This is a genomic window from Mycobacterium barrassiae, from assembly GCF_025822765.1.
GTDB classification, from domain to species: domain Bacteria; phylum Actinomycetota; class Actinomycetes; order Mycobacteriales; family Mycobacteriaceae; genus Mycobacterium; species Mycobacterium barrassiae.
In genome coordinates, this window is record NZ_JACKUK010000039.1 from 61,505 (window position 1) to 79,196 (window position 17,692).

The 17,692-nt window shown below is 65.8% G+C and carries 16 protein-coding genes and 1 pseudogene; 11 read left to right on the forward strand and 6 right to left on the reverse strand.

Annotation, left to right across the window (positions count from 1 at the left end):
• Nucleotides 1–31: 31 nt before the first annotated feature.
• On the reverse strand, nucleotides 32–574 hold the full coding sequence (gene ripD, locus H7J93_RS25655) for an NlpC/P60 family peptidoglycan-binding protein RipD (RefSeq protein WP_267309106.1): 543 nt from the start codon (nucleotides 572–574) through the stop codon (nucleotides 32–34).
• Nucleotides 575–876: 302 nt separating this feature from the next.
• On the opposite strand from ripD, the gene lhgD reads away from it, so the two are divergent.
• The 6 genes from lhgD to H7J93_RS25685 all read left to right on the forward strand — a co-directional run bounded on the left by lhgD (nucleotide 877) and on the right by H7J93_RS25685 (nucleotide 8,045).
• Complete coding sequence (lhgD, locus tag H7J93_RS25660; protein WP_267309107.1) at nucleotides 877–2,088, forward strand: L-2-hydroxyglutarate dehydrogenase; 1,212 nt, start codon at nucleotides 877–879, stop codon at nucleotides 2,086–2,088.
• 12 nt (nucleotides 2,089–2,100) lie between these two features.
• Nucleotides 2,101–2,889 (forward strand): SDR family oxidoreductase, encoded by a 789-nt coding sequence (locus tag H7J93_RS25665; protein ID WP_267309108.1) that lies wholly within the window; start codon nucleotides 2,101–2,103, stop codon nucleotides 2,887–2,889.
• Nucleotides 2,889–3,734 (forward strand): fumarylacetoacetate hydrolase family protein, encoded by an 846-nt coding sequence (locus H7J93_RS25670; protein WP_267309109.1) that lies wholly within the window; start codon nucleotides 2,889–2,891, stop codon nucleotides 3,732–3,734. Before H7J93_RS25665 ends, H7J93_RS25670 begins: the two co-directional genes overlap by 1 nt.
• Nucleotides 3,735–3,827: 93 nt before the next feature.
• Nucleotides 3,828–4,664 (forward strand): type IV toxin-antitoxin system AbiEi family antitoxin, encoded by an 837-nt coding sequence (locus H7J93_RS25675; protein WP_267309110.1) that lies wholly within the window; start codon nucleotides 3,828–3,830, stop codon nucleotides 4,662–4,664.
• A gap of 116 nt (nucleotides 4,665–4,780) precedes the next feature.
• Nucleotides 4,781–7,069 (forward strand): isocitrate lyase ICL2, encoded by a 2,289-nt coding sequence (gene aceA / locus H7J93_RS25680; RefSeq protein WP_267309111.1) that lies wholly within the window; start codon nucleotides 4,781–4,783, stop codon nucleotides 7,067–7,069.
• A gap of 16 nt (nucleotides 7,070–7,085) precedes the next feature.
• On the forward strand, nucleotides 7,086–8,045 hold the full coding sequence (locus H7J93_RS25685) for a haloalkane dehalogenase (RefSeq protein WP_267309112.1): 960 nt from the start codon (nucleotides 7,086–7,088) through the stop codon (nucleotides 8,043–8,045).
• Here the strand turns inward: H7J93_RS25685 and H7J93_RS25690 are convergent.
• Genes H7J93_RS25690 through H7J93_RS25700 form a run of 3 tightly spaced genes read right to left on the reverse strand, consistent with a single transcriptional unit; the run spans nucleotide 8,042 to nucleotide 11,387 of the window.
• Nucleotides 8,042–9,388 carry a sensor histidine kinase gene (locus tag H7J93_RS25690; RefSeq protein ID WP_267309113.1) on the reverse strand — a complete coding sequence of 449 codons (1,347 nt, stop codon included), beginning with the start codon at nucleotides 9,386–9,388 and terminating at the stop codon, nucleotides 8,042–8,044. The two genes, H7J93_RS25685 and H7J93_RS25690, sit on opposite strands and share 4 nt — an antisense overlap.
• 31 nt (nucleotides 9,389–9,419) lie before the next feature.
• Complete coding sequence (locus tag H7J93_RS25695; protein WP_267309114.1) at nucleotides 9,420–10,112, reverse strand: Rv0518 family GDSL lipase; 693 nt, start codon at nucleotides 10,110–10,112, stop codon at nucleotides 9,420–9,422.
• A gap of 51 nt (nucleotides 10,113–10,163) precedes the next feature.
• Nucleotides 10,164–11,387 carry an acyltransferase family protein gene (locus H7J93_RS25700; RefSeq protein WP_267309115.1) on the reverse strand — a complete coding sequence of 408 codons (1,224 nt, stop codon included), beginning with the start codon at nucleotides 11,385–11,387 and terminating at the stop codon, nucleotides 10,164–10,166.
• A 286-nt stretch (nucleotides 11,388–11,673) separates the two neighbouring features.
• Between H7J93_RS25700 and H7J93_RS25705 the strand changes: the two genes are divergently transcribed.
• From H7J93_RS25705 to H7J93_RS25715, 3 genes are read left to right on the forward strand one after another with little or no spacing between them, the layout of a single operon-like run.
• Nucleotides 11,674–12,129 (forward strand): Fur family transcriptional regulator, encoded by a 456-nt coding sequence (locus H7J93_RS25705; RefSeq protein ID WP_264074092.1) that lies wholly within the window; start codon nucleotides 11,674–11,676, stop codon nucleotides 12,127–12,129.
• A gap of 34 nt (nucleotides 12,130–12,163) precedes the next feature.
• Complete coding sequence (katG, locus tag H7J93_RS25710; RefSeq protein ID WP_267309116.1) at nucleotides 12,164–14,401, forward strand: catalase/peroxidase HPI; 2,238 nt, start codon at nucleotides 12,164–12,166, stop codon at nucleotides 14,399–14,401.
• A 14-nt stretch (nucleotides 14,402–14,415) separates the two neighbouring features.
• The gene (locus H7J93_RS25715) at nucleotides 14,416–15,204 is read left to right on the forward strand and encodes a glutamine amidotransferase (protein WP_267309117.1); all 789 of its coding nucleotides are present in this window, start codon (nucleotides 14,416–14,418) and stop codon (nucleotides 15,202–15,204) included.
• Nucleotides 15,205–15,211: 7 nt separating this feature from the next.
• On the opposite strand, the gene H7J93_RS25720 is transcribed toward H7J93_RS25715, so the two are convergent.
• The gene (locus H7J93_RS25720) at nucleotides 15,212–15,589 is read right to left on the reverse strand and encodes a hypothetical protein (RefSeq protein WP_267309118.1); all 378 of its coding nucleotides are present in this window, start codon (nucleotides 15,587–15,589) and stop codon (nucleotides 15,212–15,214) included.
• Nucleotides 15,590–15,666: 77 nt separating this feature from the next.
• Here H7J93_RS25720 and H7J93_RS25725 point away from each other — a divergent pair, with 77 nt between their 5' ends.
• Both H7J93_RS25725 and H7J93_RS25730 read left to right on the forward strand, forming a co-directional pair.
• Nucleotides 15,667–16,335, forward strand: a complete 669-nt coding sequence (locus H7J93_RS25725; protein ID WP_267309119.1) for an alpha/beta hydrolase family protein — start codon at nucleotides 15,667–15,669, stop codon at nucleotides 16,333–16,335.
• A gap of 32 nt (nucleotides 16,336–16,367) precedes the next feature.
• Nucleotides 16,368–17,027: an MBL fold metallo-hydrolase gene (locus H7J93_RS25730; RefSeq protein WP_267309120.1), complete on the forward strand. Its 660-nt coding sequence runs from the start codon at nucleotides 16,368–16,370 to the stop codon at nucleotides 17,025–17,027.
• A gap of 6 nt (nucleotides 17,028–17,033) precedes the next feature.
• On the opposite strand, the pseudogene H7J93_RS25735 reads toward H7J93_RS25730, so the two are convergent.
• Nucleotides 17,034–17,573: pseudogene (locus tag H7J93_RS25735) on the reverse strand (DUF899 family protein); the annotation flags it as partial.
• Nucleotides 17,574–17,692 lie beyond the last annotated feature (119 nt).

Genomic DNA, 17,692 nt, shown 5'->3' on the forward strand with positions numbered 1-17,692 from the left:
GCAGTCGCGCGGTTTATGGCCGGTGCCGACCTCAGGCGATGATGCGGCTCAGGTACGGCGTCATGTTGTCGGTGCGCACCGCCGACACCGCGACTCCGGCATCGGTCGTCTCGACCATCTGTCCGTTGCCGATGAAGAGGGCGACGCTCTGAGTGCCTTCCGGCCCGTAGAAGATCAGGTCACCCGGCAGTGCCTGCGCGGGCGTGACCTTCTGCCCGACCTTGTATTGCGCACCCGAGGACCGCGGCAGCTTCACGCCGACTCCGGCGAAGGCGTAGACCATGAGCCCCGACGCGTCGAATCCGACCACATCGACGGCCGGGTTGAGTCCGACGACCCTGCCCTCGGGATCGAGTCCGAGCGCGTTGGCCTGCGGACCGCTACCGCGGGTCGGCCCGTTGACGTCACCCCCGCCGTAGGAAAAGGGAACGCCGCGTTGGGAAAGCGCACGGGCGATCACGGTTTGCACCGCCTGTTGCTGGCTGGCGGAACGGGGGTAAGGCGCAGCGGTCGCTATGCCGGCCGTCGTAACCAACAGTGCCAAGCTGATCACCAGCGCGTAGATGCTTCTCATCGGTCTTTCTACTCTCTCGAAATGTCACGCGAACAGGATTGATCCACGGTGATCAACCGTTCGCTACTCCACTTGTACCTGCGCAATGCGCATTTGCCCAATTGCCATACGGCACATGGCCAATGAGTTGTCGTACCGTGATCGAACGGTGATCAGTAGCGCCAAGAAGTAGTTAGCCGAGCCTGATATCGGGCGCAGCTGATCACAACGCTCGGGAGGTCTACGATCGAATCGATGGTGCTGACCTTGCCGTATTTCACAGTGGATGGCCTCGACATCCCCGCCTCGCAGCTGGGCGGCCGATGACCGACCGGATCGCCGTCATCGGTGGGGGCATCCTCGGTGTCGCCATCGCGCGCGAACTCCTCACGCGCCGGCCGGAGGCCCAAGTGACACTGTTCGAGAAGGAAGACCGCCTCGCCGCCCACCAAACCGGGCGCAACAGCGGTGTGGTTCACGCGGGCCTGTACTACCAACCCGGCTCTAACAAGGCCGTGCTCTGCCGCCGTGGCGTCGGACTTCTCGAAGAGTTCTGCGCGCAACGAGACATCCGACGAATCCAATGCGGCAAGGTGCTCGTTGCTCTCGACGATGCCGAACGTGCCCGGCTCGATGACATACAACAGCGTGCGCTCGCCAATGGCGTCCCGGGTGTCCGCACAATCGGCCCCGAGGAGTTGCGCGAACTCGAGCCGCATGTACGTGGCATCGCCGCGCTGCACTCGCCGTCGACGTCGATTGTCGATTTCTCCGAAGTGACTCGGGCGCTCGCCGCAGACGCAGTGGCCGCGGGCGCGAAAATCCTTCTTGGACATGAGGTCATCGCCCTCCGATCCACCAACAACGAGGTCGTCGCGACCGCCCGCACTGCGGGTGGTACCTATCAAGGCGTCTTCGACCAAGTCGTCGCGTGTGGCGGACTTCAGAGCGACCGTCTCGCCGAATTCGTCGGAGACGAGCCAAATCCCGTCATCATGCCGTTCCGCGGCGAGTACTACACCCTGAAGCCGGAACGCAGGGGTCTGGTCAACGGTTTGGTGTATCCGGTGCCCGACCCCCGATACCCATTTCTCGGCGTCCACATCACGCCACGGGTCGACGGTGAGGTGCTCATCGGCCCCAACGCGGTGCTGGCGTTGGCCCGCGAGGGCTACACCTGGCGCACAGTATCGATGCGTGATCTCACTGATATCGCTCGCACACCGGCGTTCTGGCGATTCGCCCGTCGACATTGGCGCACTGGAATCCGCGAAATGCACGGCTCGCTGAGCAAGCGAAAGTTCGTCGCGGCGGCCCGCGCCTATGTTCCTGACATGAGCGACGACGATGTCGTACCGGGACCGACGGGGGTCCGCGCCCAGGCTCTCGAGTCCGACGGCTCGTTGGTCGACGACTTCCGGATCAGCATCCGCGACCGCGTCGTCGTGCTCCGCAATGCACCGTCCCCGGCCGCGACTTCTTCGCTCGCGATAGCAGAACACGTCGTATCCACCATCTCTCAGGAGAACCACTGAAGGAGCGCCACAATGGATCTCGGCATTTCCGGACGTACCGCCCTGGTACTCGGCGCGAGCGGCGGTCTGGGCAGCGCCATCGCCGCGCGGCTTGCCGCTGAAGGGGTGAATGTCGCGGTCGCGGGTCGCTCACCCGATGCGCTCGCCGCGACCGCAGCCAAGGTGACGGCGGCTGGTGTGCGAGCGTTGCCGATCTCGTGGGATCTGGGCGACCTGGATCGCATGGAGTCGGTGATCGCCGAAATCGAAGGCACCCTCGGGCCCGTCGACATCCTGGTCAACAACACCGGCGGCCCGCCACCGACGACGGTGACGGGTCAGGAGGCCGTCGTGTGGCGGGCCAGCTTCGACCAGATGGTCCTTTCGGTGATCATGCTGACCGATCGAGTGCTGCCCGGGATGCGCGAGCGACGGTGGGGCCGGATCCTCACCTCGACATCGTCGGGCGCGCTGGCCCCGATCCCCAACCTCGGCCTGTCGAATACGTTGCGGGCGAGCCTGCACGCGTGGTCCAAGACGCTGGCCGACGAGGTCGGTGCTGATGGGGTGACGTCGAATGTGATTGTGCCGGGCCGGATCGAGACAGACCGGACCCGATTCCTCGACGAGCGCAGGGCCGAACGAGAAGGCCGCAGTGTCGACGAGGTGCGGCGTGACAGCGAGGCGACGATGGCGGTAGGGCGATACGGCCGCCCCGAGGAGTATGCGGACGTCGCGGCGTTTCTGTGTAGCGAACGGGCCTCGTACGTCACCGGTTCGGTGGTGCGTGTCGACGGCGGCCTGATCCCCGGCGTCGCCTGATGCGTCTGCGCACCGTCTCGCTGAACGGCGACGAGGTCGCCTGCGTGGTCCTGCCCGATGACCGCCTCGCCCGCATCGACCGTGTGCTACCCGGCGGACCCTCAGACCTGTTGTCGCTCTTGACAACTGAGCAGCTGGATACGCTTGCCGCGGCAGTGGCGAGCGGAGTCGACGACGCCGACTGCGTGGACCCTGATGCGCCGGTGCTCGCCCCGTGGACACGTCCCAGGAAGATCCTGGGTATCGGGCTCAACTACCGCGCACACGCCGGCGATCTCGGCGAGCAGACGCCGCGCACCTCGCCCGCGTCGTTCATCAAAGGCGACCACACCATTGTCGGCCCCGGTGAACCGATCGTCGTGCCACCGCGAATCGGCAAGGTGACCGCCGAAGCCGAGCTGGGTCTGGTGATCGGACGCACCTGCTACCAGGTCGGCGTCGAGGACGCGATGTCCTACGTGGCCGGCGTCGTACCTGTCCTCGATCAGACCGCCGAAGCCGTGCTGTTGGAGAACCCGCGGTACCTCACCAGGGTCAAGAACTACCCTACGTTCTTCTCGTTCGGCCCGGATCTGATCACGCTCGACGAGGTGCTCGACCACGCGCCGTTAGACGATCTGCGCGTCGCGACCGTGCACAACGGCGCCGTCCACCGCAAGGACACCGTGTCGGGTATGACGTTCTCCCCCGCCGAGCTGCTCAGCTTCCACAGTCAGGTGATGCCCTTCTACCCCGGGGACATCCTGTCCACCGGGACTCCGGGCGCGGTCGAGATCCTGCCGGGTGACATGGTGCGCTGCGAACTCGGCGACGGGCTCGCAGTGCTGACCAACCCGGTTCGGTAGCGCCGAGCGTGCGCTCACTGCGAAATATCGGCGCTGGATTCGCAGTGAGCGCACGTTCGGTGGGGTGTCGGCGGCCATCGGCACACTTCGGTCATGGGGGATCCATTCATTGGCAGTGAGGCGGTGCGGGCGGGCCGGCTGACGCCGTACGCGTTGCGCAGCCGCTTCGTCGCGATCTATCCGGACGTATACATCTCGGCCGACGCCGACGTCAGCGCCGTCGTCCGCGCCAAGGCCGCTTTCCTGTGGACGCGCCGTCGAGGAATCGTGGCTGGTCAGTCAGCGGCGGCCTTACACCATGCGAAGTGCGTGGACGGACGCCGACCAGCGGAAATACTGTGGCGAAATCGACGGTCGCCGGTCGGCATCCGGGTCTGGTCGGACGAGGTCGCCGATGACGAGGTCGCGTCCATAGACGAAATGCGAGTCACGACGCCGGCCCGCACCGCGCTCGACATTGCATGTCGATATCCGCTCGGCAAGGCCGTCGCAGCGATTGACGCACTGGCCCGCGCGACGCACCTGAAGATGGCCGACGTCGAGCTCCTGGCCAAACGGTATCGGGGTCGGCGTGGTATCCGACAAGCCCGCAAGGTTCTCGACCTCGTCGATCCCGGCGCCGAATCGCCCAGGGAGACATGGCTCCGGCTACTCGTCATCCGCCACGGCTTCCCGCGACCTCAGACCCAGCTGCCCATCTACAACGAATACGGCGCGCACATCGCGGTGCCGGACATGGGCTGGGAAGAGATCAAGTTGGCGCTGGACTACGACGGCGAGCACCACCGCGACCCGGTCCGCTTCAACAGGGACATCCGCCGGCACGATGACCTCACCGAGCTGGGCTGGACGCATATCCGTGTGACGTCCCTCGACACCGAGGCCGTCATCATTGCCCGCCTCTCGAGGGAATGGGCTCGCCGAACGTGAATCCACTGCGAAAAACCGGCCGATTCTTCGCGGTGAGCGCACGGTCGGCGCAGGTACTTCTGCAGGCCCTAGCTAATTCCCCATCGACTGCCAGGTGTCGGTCGTAGTGTTGAGCCATGGCCATTATCGAAGCGGATGCAGCGCCGCAGACCCCGTTCGAAAAGGACGTCGCCGACACCCAGCGGTACTTCGACAGCCCGCGGTTCGACGGGATCATTCGTCTCTACACCGCCCGCCAGGTCGTCGAGCAGCGCGGCACCATCCCGACCGACTACACCATCGCGCGCGAGGCGGCCGAGGCCTTCTACCCCCGGCTGCGCGAACTGTTCGCCCAGAAGAAGAGCATCACCACGTTCGGCCCCTACTCGCCGGGTCAGGCCGTGGTGATGAAGCGGATGGGCATCGAGGGGATCTACCTCGGCGGCTGGGCCACCTCGGCGAAGGGTTCGATCCACGAGGACCCGGGACCCGATCTGGCCAGCTACCCGCTCAGCCAGGTGCCCGACGAGGCCGCGGGCCTGGTGCGCGCCCTGCTGACCGCGGACCGCAACCAGCAGTACCTGCGGCTGCGTATGACCGACGAACAACGCGAGGCGACGCCGGCATACGACTACCGTCCATTCATCATCGCCGACGCCGACACCGGCCACGGCGGTGATCCCCACGTGCGCAACCTCATTCGCCGATTCGTCGAGTCCGGCGTGCCGGGCTACCACATCGAGGACCAGCGGCCCGGCACGAAGAAATGCGGCCATCAGGGCGGCAAGGTCCTGGTCCCCTCGGACGAACAGATCAAGCGACTCAACACCGCCCGCTTCCAGCTCGACATCATGCGGGTGCCCGGCATCATCGTGGCGCGCACCGACGCCGAAGCGGCCAACCTGCTCGACAGCCGCGCCGACGAACGCGATCAACCCTTCCTGCTCGGGGTCACCAACCTGAAGATCCCGTCGTACAAGGCCTGCTTCCTGGCGATGATGCGCCAGTTCTACAACGCCGGAGTCACCGAGCTCAACGGACACCTGCTCTACGCACTGCCCGACGGTGAGTACGCCGCCGCCGACGCATGGCTGCAGCGTCACGGCATCGCCGCCGCGATCGACGAAGCGGCCAAGGCCTGGCAGGACGGCGCCGACGATTCGGTGGACGACATGTTCGACAAGATCGAGTCGAAGTTCGTCGACGTCTGGCAGGTCGATGCGGGCCTGCAGACCTACGGCGAGGCCGTCGGCGACCTGCTCGACTTCCGCGAATCCGAGGGTGAGCCCTCCGAGATGAGCGCCGCCGATTGGCGCACCTTCGCCGCCAAGGCCTCGCTGTACTCCGCGCGGGAGAAGGCCAAGGAGCTGGGCGCCGACGTGGCATGGGACTGCGAGCGGGCGAAGACGCCGGAGGGCTACTACCAGATCCGCGGCGGCATCCCGTACGCGATCGCCAAGTCGCTGGCCGCCGCACCGTTCGCCGACCTCCTCTGGATGGAGACCAAGACCGCCGATCTCGCCGATGCCAAGCAGTTCGCCGACGCGATCCACGCCGAGTTCCCCGAGAAGATGCTGGCGTACAACCTGTCGCCGTCGTTCAACTGGGACACCACCGGCATGTCCGACGACGAGATGCGCGCTTTCCCTGAGGAACTCGGCAAGATGGGCTTCGTCTTCAACTTCATCACCTACGGCGGCCACCAGGTCGACGGCGTCGCCTGCGAGGAGTTCGCCACCTCGCTGCGGCAGGAGGGCATGCTCGCGCTGGCCCGGCTGCAACGCAAGATGCGACTGGTCGAATCCCCCTACCGCACACCGCAAACCCTGGTGGGCGGACCACGCAGCGACGCGGCGCTGGCCGCATCGTCCGGGCGCACCGCGACCACCAAGGCCATGGGCGAGGGCTCGACGCAGCACCAGCACCTCGTCCAGACCGAGGTGCCCAAGAAGCTGCTCGAGGAGTGGCTGGCATTGTGGAGCGACCACTACAAGATCGGCGAGAAGCTGCGGGTGCAGCTGCGTCCGCGCCGCGCCGGCTCGGACGTGCTCGACTTGCAGATTCTCGGCGACGGTGAGGAAGCGTTGGCCAACGTAGTCGTCGACCCGATCAAGGATCGGCACGGCCGCAACATCCTCACGGTGCGCGACCAGAACACGTTCTCCGAGAAGATGCGCAAGAAGCGTCTGATGGACGTCATCCACCTGTGGCTGATCCACCGCTTCAAGCCGGAGATCGTGTACTACGTGACGCCGACGGAGGACAACATCTATCAAACCGAGAAGATGAAGTCGCACGGCATCTTCAGCAACGTGTATCAGGAGGTCGGCGAGATCATCGTCGCCGATGTCAACCAGCCGCGCATCGACGAGCTGCTCGCGCCCGATCGAGAAGCACTACAACGGTTGATCCGAAAAGAAGACTGATACCGTCCGCACGACCATGGACGTCCTGAGAACACCCGACGAGCGATTCGACAACCTGCCCGACTACCCGTACGCGCCCAACTATGTGGTCGTCGAGACACCGAGGGTGCCACCGGTACGGATGCATTACGTCGACGCCGGACCCGCCGACGGCCCAGTCGTCCTGTTGGTCCACGGGCAGCCGACGTGGTCGTTCATGTACCGCAACGTCATCCGTGTACTCGCGGATGCGGGACTGCGCGTCATCGCACCCGACCACATCGGATTCGGGCGCTCAGACAAGCTCGCCGAGGCCACGGCCTACACAGTTCGCAGGCACATCGACTGGTTACAGGGTCTGGTCGACGGGCTCGACCTGCGCGACGTGACACTGGTCGCCGAGGACTGGGGCGGGCCCATCGGGTTGGGCGTGTTGGCCCGCGAACCCGACCGGTTCGCACGGGTGGTCGTGACGAATACGGCCATGTACGCCTTCGATCCGGCGGAGGTGGGCAAGCTCGTATGGGCGCACTACAGCGTCGGTGAGGAGCGGGTGACCCTGCAGGAGACGCTGCTCGATTACGTCACCTTCTTTCAGCGCGCCCCCGACATCAACCCCAGCCTGTTCCTCGACGCCGAGGCCGGTCCGCTCGACGCCGACGTGCGTGCCGCCTACGACGCGCCCTATCCGGATCGCCGGTACAAGGCCGGGTTTCGGCAACTGACTCTGCTGATTCCCCTCACCCCCAACGACCCCTGCGTGGCGATCAACAGGGAGACCATGGCCGCACTGCGACGCTGGGAACGTCCTTTCCTCACCGCCTACTCCGAAGGCGATCCCGCCACCCGAGGATGGGAGAAGTACTTACAGGAGGTGGTGCCCGGCGCGAAGGGGCAACCGCACACCATCGTCACCGGCGCCAAGCACTTCGTCGTCGAAGAGAAGGGTGAGGAGCTGACTGCCGTTATCGCCGGATTCGTCGGCGGCACACCCTAACTCGGCGCCGGTAAGCGCAAGACCAGCCTGGCGCCGCCCAGCGGGCTTGCTTCCATGCACGCGGTGCCGCCGTGGAGGTCCGCCTGTTGGGCGACCAGCGCCAGCCCCAGCCCCGAACCGGATCGCGCGGCCGTCGACCCCCGGGAGAACCGCTCGAAAACGGCCGCCCGCTCCTCCTCAGGCACGCCACTGCCGTTGTCGTCGACGGCGATCTCCACCCCTTCGCCGGAACTCTCTGCGCTGAGCCGGATCTCGGTCGCACCGCCGTGCTTGATCGCGTTGGTGATGGCGTTGTCGATGACCAGTCTCAGGCCGGCGGGCAGACCCACCATCAGCACCGTGGTCGACGATGCCAGTGACACTTTCAGATTGGGGTAATTGCGCATGGCGTCGTGGGCCGCGCGATCCAGCAGTTCGGTGATGTCGACCGGGACGAAGTCGTCGACGGTCGTCAGTTCGCCCTGCGCCAGGCGCTCCAGTGCGGTGAGGGTCGCCTCGATGCGCGACTGGGTGCGCATCACATCGGCGATCACCTCCTGACGTTGGTCGTCGCGCATCTCCAGGGTCGACAGCACCTCGAGATTGGTGCGCATGGCCGTCAGCGGCGTCCGCAGTTCGTGGGACGCGACGGCGGCGAAGTCGCGGGCAGATTCGAGCGCCGCCTTGGTCCGCTGCTGTTCGTCGCCGATGCGGGCAAGCATTCCCTCGACGGCCTCGGCGATCTCGACGGCTTCCTGTACGCCGCGCACCTTCACCTCGTCGGGTTTGGACTGCGCGTTGATCGCCCGCGCCTGCTGGGCGAGCAGCCGGAACGGATTGATCATGATCGACCACATCACCCAGCCGACCAGAACGGTGCCGATGATGACGCCGCCGCAGATCAACAGCACGCGCCGGTGGAGTTCGTTGATACGGCGCTGCGTTTCGGCGACCGGCGCGCCCACCGCGATCTTCGCGTCGCCGGCCGTGAAGGTGCGGACGCGGTACTCGACGCCGTCGATGGTGGTGTTCGCGTACCCGACGTCGAACTCCGGCAGCACCACTTCCTCGGGGAGGGACACCGTGATGCCGTCGATGCGGGCGGTCCGCACGAGGTTGCCGTCGGGTGCCTGGGACTGGCCAGCGCCCTGAGCGGCGCGCAGCAGCATGCTGATGTCGCCGAGACTGCTCACCGAATCGAGTCGCCGGTCCAGCTGGCTGTACTGGTCGTTCGTCACACCGAACCACACCCAGGCGCCCAGCGTGATCACCAGCGCGACGACTGAAAGCGCTGCGACGATGACGATCACGCGCAGCGACAGCACCCGCGCCAACCATTCGTACAGACGCTCGAGAAGTCCCATCACCCGAGACCATAGCGAGCGTTGACGACGTTCATACGCGGGTGGGCAGTTCGGCCGCGATGAGCGGCGCGATCTTCTCCGCCATGTATTCGTGGCCGGCGTCGGTCGGATGTACACCGTCGGCGCCGATCAGTTCGGGCCGTCCCACGAACCAGCGTTCCGCGATGGGGTCGACGAACGTCGCGCCGGCAAGGCCCGCCTGATACTTCAGCGCATCGCGGATCCGCACGATGTCCGCGGGCGGATTGGCCGTCGGCCACGGCGGCCCGATGACCAGGAACGTCGCCGAAGGCGCGATGCGGCGGGCCAATTGGAAGGTGCCGTAGGTCAGCAGCGAGAACTGCGCGGTGCCGATGTGCTGATCGTTGCGCGAGCCGAAGAACAGCACGAGCGCATCGTCGGGCTTGACCGTTCGCGCGGTCAGATCCTCGAACAGGCTGCCCCCGTTGCCCCGAACGGCGTAGCCCGCTCCTCCCTCGGCACCGACGTCGGCGGTGACCGGTATCCGGTACTCAGCAAGGTCGCGCCAGGCGCGCTCGGTCCAGCCGTTGGGACCCAGACCGCCGAGGTCCCCGCCCGTCGTATAGGAATCGCCGATGACGGCGATGCGATTCACCGACGCGTTCAACACCACGATGTCGTTGTGACGCACCTCTATTGGGCGTCCACCGCCCACGCAGACCAGGAGCGCCAGCGCGACCATGGCCGTGATCAACCGACTCACCGGACCAGCCTAGGGTGCAGTCGACCATATGGGTGGCGGTGACGCGCAAACTCATCCAGCACGTGCCGCAACCACGGGTGTCCGCTCCTCACGCTGGCCGTCGATCGTCTGCAGTTTGCCGCGTCCGTGATCGACGCGGGTGTCGCGAGGCGGGTTCATCATGCCGCGCATCCATTTACGCGCAGGCTCCTCGACAAGGTGGTAGAGGAACACCGCAGCCGCGAAGACGACGGCGAGCAGAGCGACGAGCACTGCCTTGCCCGCGAGATCGGAACCAAGGCGAATGCCGAACTGCTGGACCATCCAGTTCCATGTCGTGTGCACCAACTCGTGAACCATGTAGACGCTGAACGAGACATGCCCGAGGTAGACCACGGGGCGCAGGGACAGCAGGGCGGGCAAGGTGCCTGCGCCCATCGCCAGGGTCAACAGCAGCGGGACGAACAGCACGTCGACCAGCCCGGCCGAATCGTAGATAGAAGGTATGGGGTGGGCGTCCAGCCAGTACAGGATGCCGACGATGGCCGCCGCGATGAGAAGCGCCGCGATGCCGGCGCCGGTACGGGCCCGCTCACCGGGCTGCAGCTTGCGGACCGCCGCACATACCAGCGCGCCCGCGGTGAACTGCATGACGATGCGCGGCAGCCAGCTCCACGGTGTGTAGAACAGGCCGGTCGCCATCAGCAGAAGCACCGGCGGCAGCGCGGCCGCCACGGCGAGGTAGATCAGCCCGCGGCCCCGCGTCGCGCGTGCGATCCGGAAGATCACCAGCACCAACGCCCCGAACAGCAGGTAGGCCAGCCATTCGGCGCTGATCGACCAGGCGGGACCGTCCCAGCTGGTGCCGTCGAAGTAGGGCGCGAACCACAGCTGCACGAGCAGGACCTGCCGCACGTAGTTCGTCGCGGTGAGCTGGTCGGCGGCCTCGGAGGGCACATGCCCGACGTTCAGCGTGAAGATGATCCACAGCGCTGCGAGGTGCATCGTCACCAGATAGACGGGCCACACGCGGGACAGCCGCAGCCAGAGGAAGTGCACGGTGGCCCGCCACGACCAGGACTCCCCCATTCGGTCCAGGTAGTTCCAGGTCAGCACGAATCCGCTGAGGATGAAGAAGAGGTCTACGCCCTGCGCGCCGCAGTCCAGCACGGGCGCGAGTGCCGAGCGGAACCCGGGAGCTGCCTGCTCGAGCAGCGGGCGGAAGTGAAAAAGCACGACCCATACGGCTGCGACGATGCGCAATCCGGATAGGGCCTTGATCTCTCCGGTACGCACAACACTCTCTTCGTGAGGGACTCGATCGGTTTCGTTCGGGCGATTCGTATGCAGTCGTCTGCCGGGCGGTGCGCCTCCCCGCGACCACGCAACTTGCAGCTTTCGCAGGGTAGCAGCGGTCACACCGGATCGGCACGCTCAGACACGCTGCCAGTTCCCTGTGGATATCAAAATTGTTGTCAACCAGCCACTTTGGCGTGATCAACAGCTCCCCGCAAGCCGCTGGTCCGAAACGCCGTCAAAACACACTCTTGACTCATTCCAGAAAAGGGGCATGATGGTGTGCGTGACAACGACGCCGGATTACGCAGAGCAGCTGAGGACGGCTGATCTTCGCGTGACCCGGCCGCGGCTGGCTGTCTTGGAGGCCGTGTACGCCCATCCCCACGCCGATACCGAGACGATCTTCTCGGCGGTGCGGGTCGGTCTGCCCGACGTATCGCGGCAGGCGGTGTACGACGTGCTCGCCGCGCTGTCAGCGGCGGGACTGATCCGTCGCATCCAGCCATCCGGTTCCGTCTCGCGCTACGAATCTCGCGTCGGCGACAACCACCATCACGTGGTGTGCCGCTCGTGCGGAGTCATCGCCGACGTGGACTGCGCCGTCGGCGATACACCCTGCCTGACGCCGTCGGATCCGGACGGTTCCCTCGACGGTTTCGTCCTCGACGAGGCCGAGGTCATCTACTGGGGCCTGTGCCCCGACTGCGCAGCCGCACAAGTTTCCCGATCACACCCGTGATCGCAGCCCATCACCAACCCCTGGAAGGAATGTTGTGTCTGATTCATCTGACGCTCGCCCGCCTGCAGCCGGCACCAAGACGGCTAGTGACAGCGAGAGCGAGAATCCGGTAATCGATTCGCCCAAGCCGAAGGCGCATGCTCCTCTGACCAACAGGGACTGGTGGCCGGAGCAGGTCGACGTCTCGGTGCTGCACAAGCAGAACCAGAAGGGCAACCCCCTCGGCGAGGACTTCAACTACGCCGAGGAGTTCGCCAAGCTGGATCTGGAGGCGTTCAAGGCTGACGTTGCCAAGGTTGTCACCACCTCGCAGGACTGGTGGCCCGCCGACTACGGCAGCTACGCCGGTCTGTTCATCCGTATGAGCTGGCACGCCGCGGGCACGTACCGCATCTACGACGGCCGCGGCGGCGCCGGGCAGGGTGCGCAGCGCTTCGCACCGCTCAACAGCTGGCCGGACAACGCCAACCTGGACAAGGCGCGTCGGCTCCTGTGGCCGATCAAGCAGAAGTACGGCAACAAGATCTCCTGGGCCGACCTCATCGCCTATGCCGGTAACGCCGCGCTCGAGGCCTCCGGGTTCAAGACGTTCGGCTTCGCGTTCGGTCGCGAGGACATCTGGGAGCCCGAGGAGATGCTGTGGGGCCAGGAGGACACCTGGCTCGGCACCGACGCCCGCTACGGCGGCACCAACGACTCCGACCGTCAGCTGGCCGAGCCTTACGGCGCGACCACGATGGGCCTCATCTACGTGAATCCGGAAGGCCCCGAGGGCAAGCCGGATCCGCTGGCTGCAGCCAAGGACATCCGCGAGACGTTCGGCCGGATGGCGATGAACGACGAGGAGACCGCGGCCCTGATCGTCGGCGGCCACACCCTGGGCAAGACCCACGGTGCGGGTCCGGACGAGGGCATGGGACCCGAGCCCGAGGGCGCGCCCATCGAGCAGCAGGGTCTCGGCTGGAAGTGTCCGTTCGGCTCGGGTAAGGGCCCGGACACGATCACCAGCGGTCTCGAGGTCGTCTGGACGGACAAGCCCACCGAGTGGAGCAACCGTTACCTGGAGATCCTCTACGGCAACGAGTGGGAGCTGACCAAGAGCCCCGCCGGCGCCTGGCAGTTCGAGGCGAAGAACGCCGAGGCGACCATCCCGGATCCGTTCGGCGGCCCGCCACGGAAGCCCACGATGCTCGTCACCGACGTGTCGATGCGTGAGGATCCGATCTACGGCAAGATCACCCGCCGTTGGCTCGATCATCCCGAGGAGCTGGACGAGGCCTTCGCCAAGGCCTGGTACAAGCTCATGCACCGCGACATGGGTCCGATCAGCCGCTACCTCGGACCGTGGGTGCCCGAGCCGCAGCTGTGGCAGGACCCGGTGCCGCCGGTCGAGGGTGACGTGATCGACGAGGCGGACATCAAGGCGCTCAAGGCCAAGTTGCTGGACTCCGGCCTGTCCGTGCAGCAGCTGATCAAGACCGCGTGGGCGACGGCGGGCAGCTTCCGCGGCACCGACAAGCGCGGCGGTGCCAACGGCGCGCGAATCCGGCTGGAGCCGCAAAAGAACTGGGAGGCCAACGAGCCTGCCGAGCTGGCCAAGGTGCTCCCCGTGCTCGAGAACATTCAGCAGGAGTTCAACGGCGCGGGCGGCAAGAAGGTGTCGCTGGCCGACCTGATCGTGCTGGGCGGTTCGGCAGCAGTCGAAAAGGCCGCTCGCGACGCAGGATTCGAGATCGACGTGCACTTCGCGCCGGGACGCACCGACGCCTCGCAGGAGGAGACGGATGTCGAATCGTTCGCGGTGCTCGAGCCGCGCACGGACGGGTTCCGTAACTTCTTCCGGCCGGGCGAGAAGAACCCGTTGGAGCAGCTGCTCGTCGAGCGGGCGTACATGCTCGACCTCACTGCTCCCGAGCTGGCCGTGCTGATCGGCGGTCTGCGGGTGCTGAACGTCAACCACGGCGGCAGCAAGCACGGCGTCTTCACCGACAAGCCGGGTGCGCTGAGCAACGACTTCTTCGTCAACCTGCTCGACATGAGCACGGAGTGGAAGCCGTCGGAGACCGCCGAGAACGTCTACGAGGGCCGCGATCGGGCCTCGGGGGCGGTCAAGTGGACGGCCACCGCCAACGATCTGGTGTTCGGGTCGAACTCGGTGCTGCGTGGCATCGCCGAGGTCTACGCCCAGGACGACAGCAAGACCAAGTTCGTCGAGGACTTCGTCGCTGCCTGGGTGAAGGTCATGAACAACGACCGATTTGACCTCGCCTGATCGATAATCAGTACGTGCGACACCCCGCGGGCTCTCAGGGCTCGCGGGGTGTTGTGCGTCAGGGCGCCCTGCCCTTCCTGCTTCTGTCGATCCGCGGCGAGGACGAGGCCGCCGACGACGAGTACGGCGCGATGATGCGCTTCGGCGGACTCGACACCACGGGCATGCATCGCATCCGCCTGACGCACGAACCGCTGGGGGACATCGATTTTGCCGACTGGTCGGGCATCATCCTCGGTGGCGGGCCCTACAACGTCAGCGACGCTCCAGAGTCGAAATCCGAGACGCAGCAACGGGTCGAGGCCGAGTTGTTCGCGTTGATAGACCGCATCGTCGACGAGGACTACCCGTTCCTCGGCTGCTGCTACGGCGTGGGCACGCTGGGCACCGTGATCGGAGCGGTCATCGACCGCACGTATCCGGAGCCGGTCGGCGGCATGACGATCGAGGTCACCGGCGCGGGGCGCGACGATCCGCTGTTCGCCGAGGTGCCGGATGTCTTCGACGCGTACGGCGGACACAAGGAGTCGGCGGCGAGACTGCCGGATGACGCGTTGTGTCTGGCCACCTCACCGCAGTGCCCCGTGCAGGCGTTCCGGGTGGGCCAGAACGTGTATGCCATGCAGTTCCATCCCGAGCTCGACCTGATCGGCATCGACACCCGGCTCGATGTCTACAAACACCACGGTTACTTCGCTCCCGAGTCGGCGGAGCAGTTGAAAATCGAAGCGCGGCAATGGAATGTCCGCTACCCGCACAGCATCCTGCGGCTCTTTGTGGAGCGATACCTTCGGCGGCCCTGACGGGGTGTCACTCGAGCGTGTCGACGCGGTGCGCCCATTTCAGCTGGCCACCGCCCATGTCAGCACACTGGAACGCGACACCGTCTGATCCCTGCGCCGAGGTGCCCTCAATCTTGCAGGGCAGTGCGACGTTGTAGACGCCGATCAGCGGGCCGGCGGCGGTCCACACGCCGATCTTGTTGCAGACGAACGTGTCACCGTCGGCGTCGAGGCCGTAATTGAAGAACTTGCCGGGCCGGCACGGTGCGCCCGCCATGATGTTGCGGGCGACGTTGGGGACACAGTCGGCCTCGTAGCAGACTGCGGATGCCGGTCCTGCCAGTGGAATGGTTGCGGCGCAGAGGGAGACGGCCAATGACGCCGGCAACACCCATGTCCGCCCCATCGTGCTGAGCACCTCCCTTCTTCAACTCTAGGCGTCTGTTGCGTTAGGAAGGGCGGTTCGGGGGAATGCCACGATGCGTGGAAACCGTCGAATATGCCCCAGGCCGCAATGCCGATGTCTTCGGAGAATTGACGGGAGGTGTCGTTCTCATGTGGCACGGCGCCCAGACCGATGCCCGCACCAGCATGCGGCCGTTGGCTCAGCGGGTGGCCGATTCGGGCCCCGGCGTCGTGGTCCCCGACTGGAATTCGCAGGCCACCGACCGCGGCCGGGCGGATCTGTTGAGGTCGTTGCAATTCGCCCGAGAGTCCAGCGCTGAACCGGACGCCATGGTGCTCGTGGGCTGGTCGATGGGCGGCCTCGCTGCCGCCGCGGTGACGATTCACGCCGCGCGACTGAAGGTGCGGTTGAAGCACACCGTATGCCTGGCCGGCGCGTTCATGGTGGCCGACCCCATCTCCGGTGAACCACTCGTGGCGCATTTGGCGGACGTCCGCGATCGTGTGCCGTTCACGTTGCTTCATGGTGTGAACGACGACGTCGTCCCCGTTGCGGCGAGCCGGGATTTCGCCGCGACGCTTCGGCAGCACGCCTGGCCGGTGTCGGTCGCCGAACTGCCGGCGGATCACGCGTCGATCGCAGGCGCGTCATATGACGCGGTGGCCGGGCGCTATTCGGCTGCTGTAGACCTGGACGCGCTGACGACCGCGGACGATGTGGCATCGCGAATTGCAGCTTTCACTTGACCTCAACAATGGTTGAGGAAGCACGCTGAGGTATGACCATTGAACTGTCCGCTTTGACCCAGGTCCGCGAGGACCTCTATCAGACTCGCACCGACTCGCCGTTTCCCGGCCTGACCACCCACTCCTACTTGTGGCGACGGCCGGCCGGCAATGTGTTGTTCTACAGCCCCGCCGGGGAGGCCGACTTCGACGCGATCGACGAGCTGGGCGGTGTCAAGGCGCAGTACCTGTCGCATCTTGACGAGGCGGGGCCCAACCTGGCCCGGATCGCCGAGCGGTTTGGCCGCCAGTTGCATGCTCCTGCAGCAGAATTAGAGTCGATCGCAAAACACGGTCGTGTCGATGTGGCGGTAGATGCCGTTAGGCACGTCGACAGCAACGATGTCGACGTGCTTCCTACGCCCGGCCATTCGCCGGGGAGTACCTGCTACCTCGTGACCGGTGTGAGCGGCGAACGGTATCTGTTCACCGGCGACAGCATCTTCCCTACCGGTGACGGCACTTGGTCGACGTTCGTGGTGCCGGGCCGGGGCGACTCGGCGGCGATGCGCAAGAGCATCGAGCTATTGGGCACGGTCGCGCCCGATCTCGTAATCTCCAGCGCGTTCGCGGGTTCGTCGGCGATCGAGGAGGTCGACGGTGCGCGGTGGCCAGAGATCATCGAGCACGCGTTGGCTAGCGTGCCGTCCTAGATTGCTTCAGCAGCACCCGCCATGGCCGGCGCCCTGGTCGGCGTAGGCGTCGTTCCAGCGCCACCACTCATACGGCGACGCCTGCGGATATCCCTCCGGGGAGTCCTCCCAGTTCTCCTGTCGCCCAAGGGCCGTCATGTCGAGGAGGTTCCAGGTGTTGACGAACACCTCGTCACCGCGCCCGTTGATCATGTAGGTCCGGTAGATGCGGTCCTCGTCATCACGGATGAACGCGTTGGTGCCGTGATAGTCGTCGACACCGAAGTCGGCGTCGAACGTGTCAGTGATCGTGAACCACGGGTGCCGCCAGCGCATCTTCTCCTTCATCCGCGCGAGATCGGGCTGACTTGCCCGGGACACGTAGACGAACGTGGTGTCGCGTGCGTTGAGATGCGCCAGGTTGGGCACGTGGTCGGCCATCAAAGAGCAACCCACACAGCCGTGTTCAGGCCAACCCGGAAGCCCTGGGACGTCGTCGCCGCCCGTTCCGGGCTCGATGAAAGCGCGGTACACGATCAGCTGGCGTCGTCCATCGAAAAGGTCTAGCCTCGATCTTTCGTGAGTGAGCTCGGAACGGGGTGTCTGAGCTTGTCTGGTGGCCGGGGGTGTTTGACCGTGGTTGGTTTCCGGCGCTGTGTCGCCGGCTCTCCTGTGGGTGCTTGGTC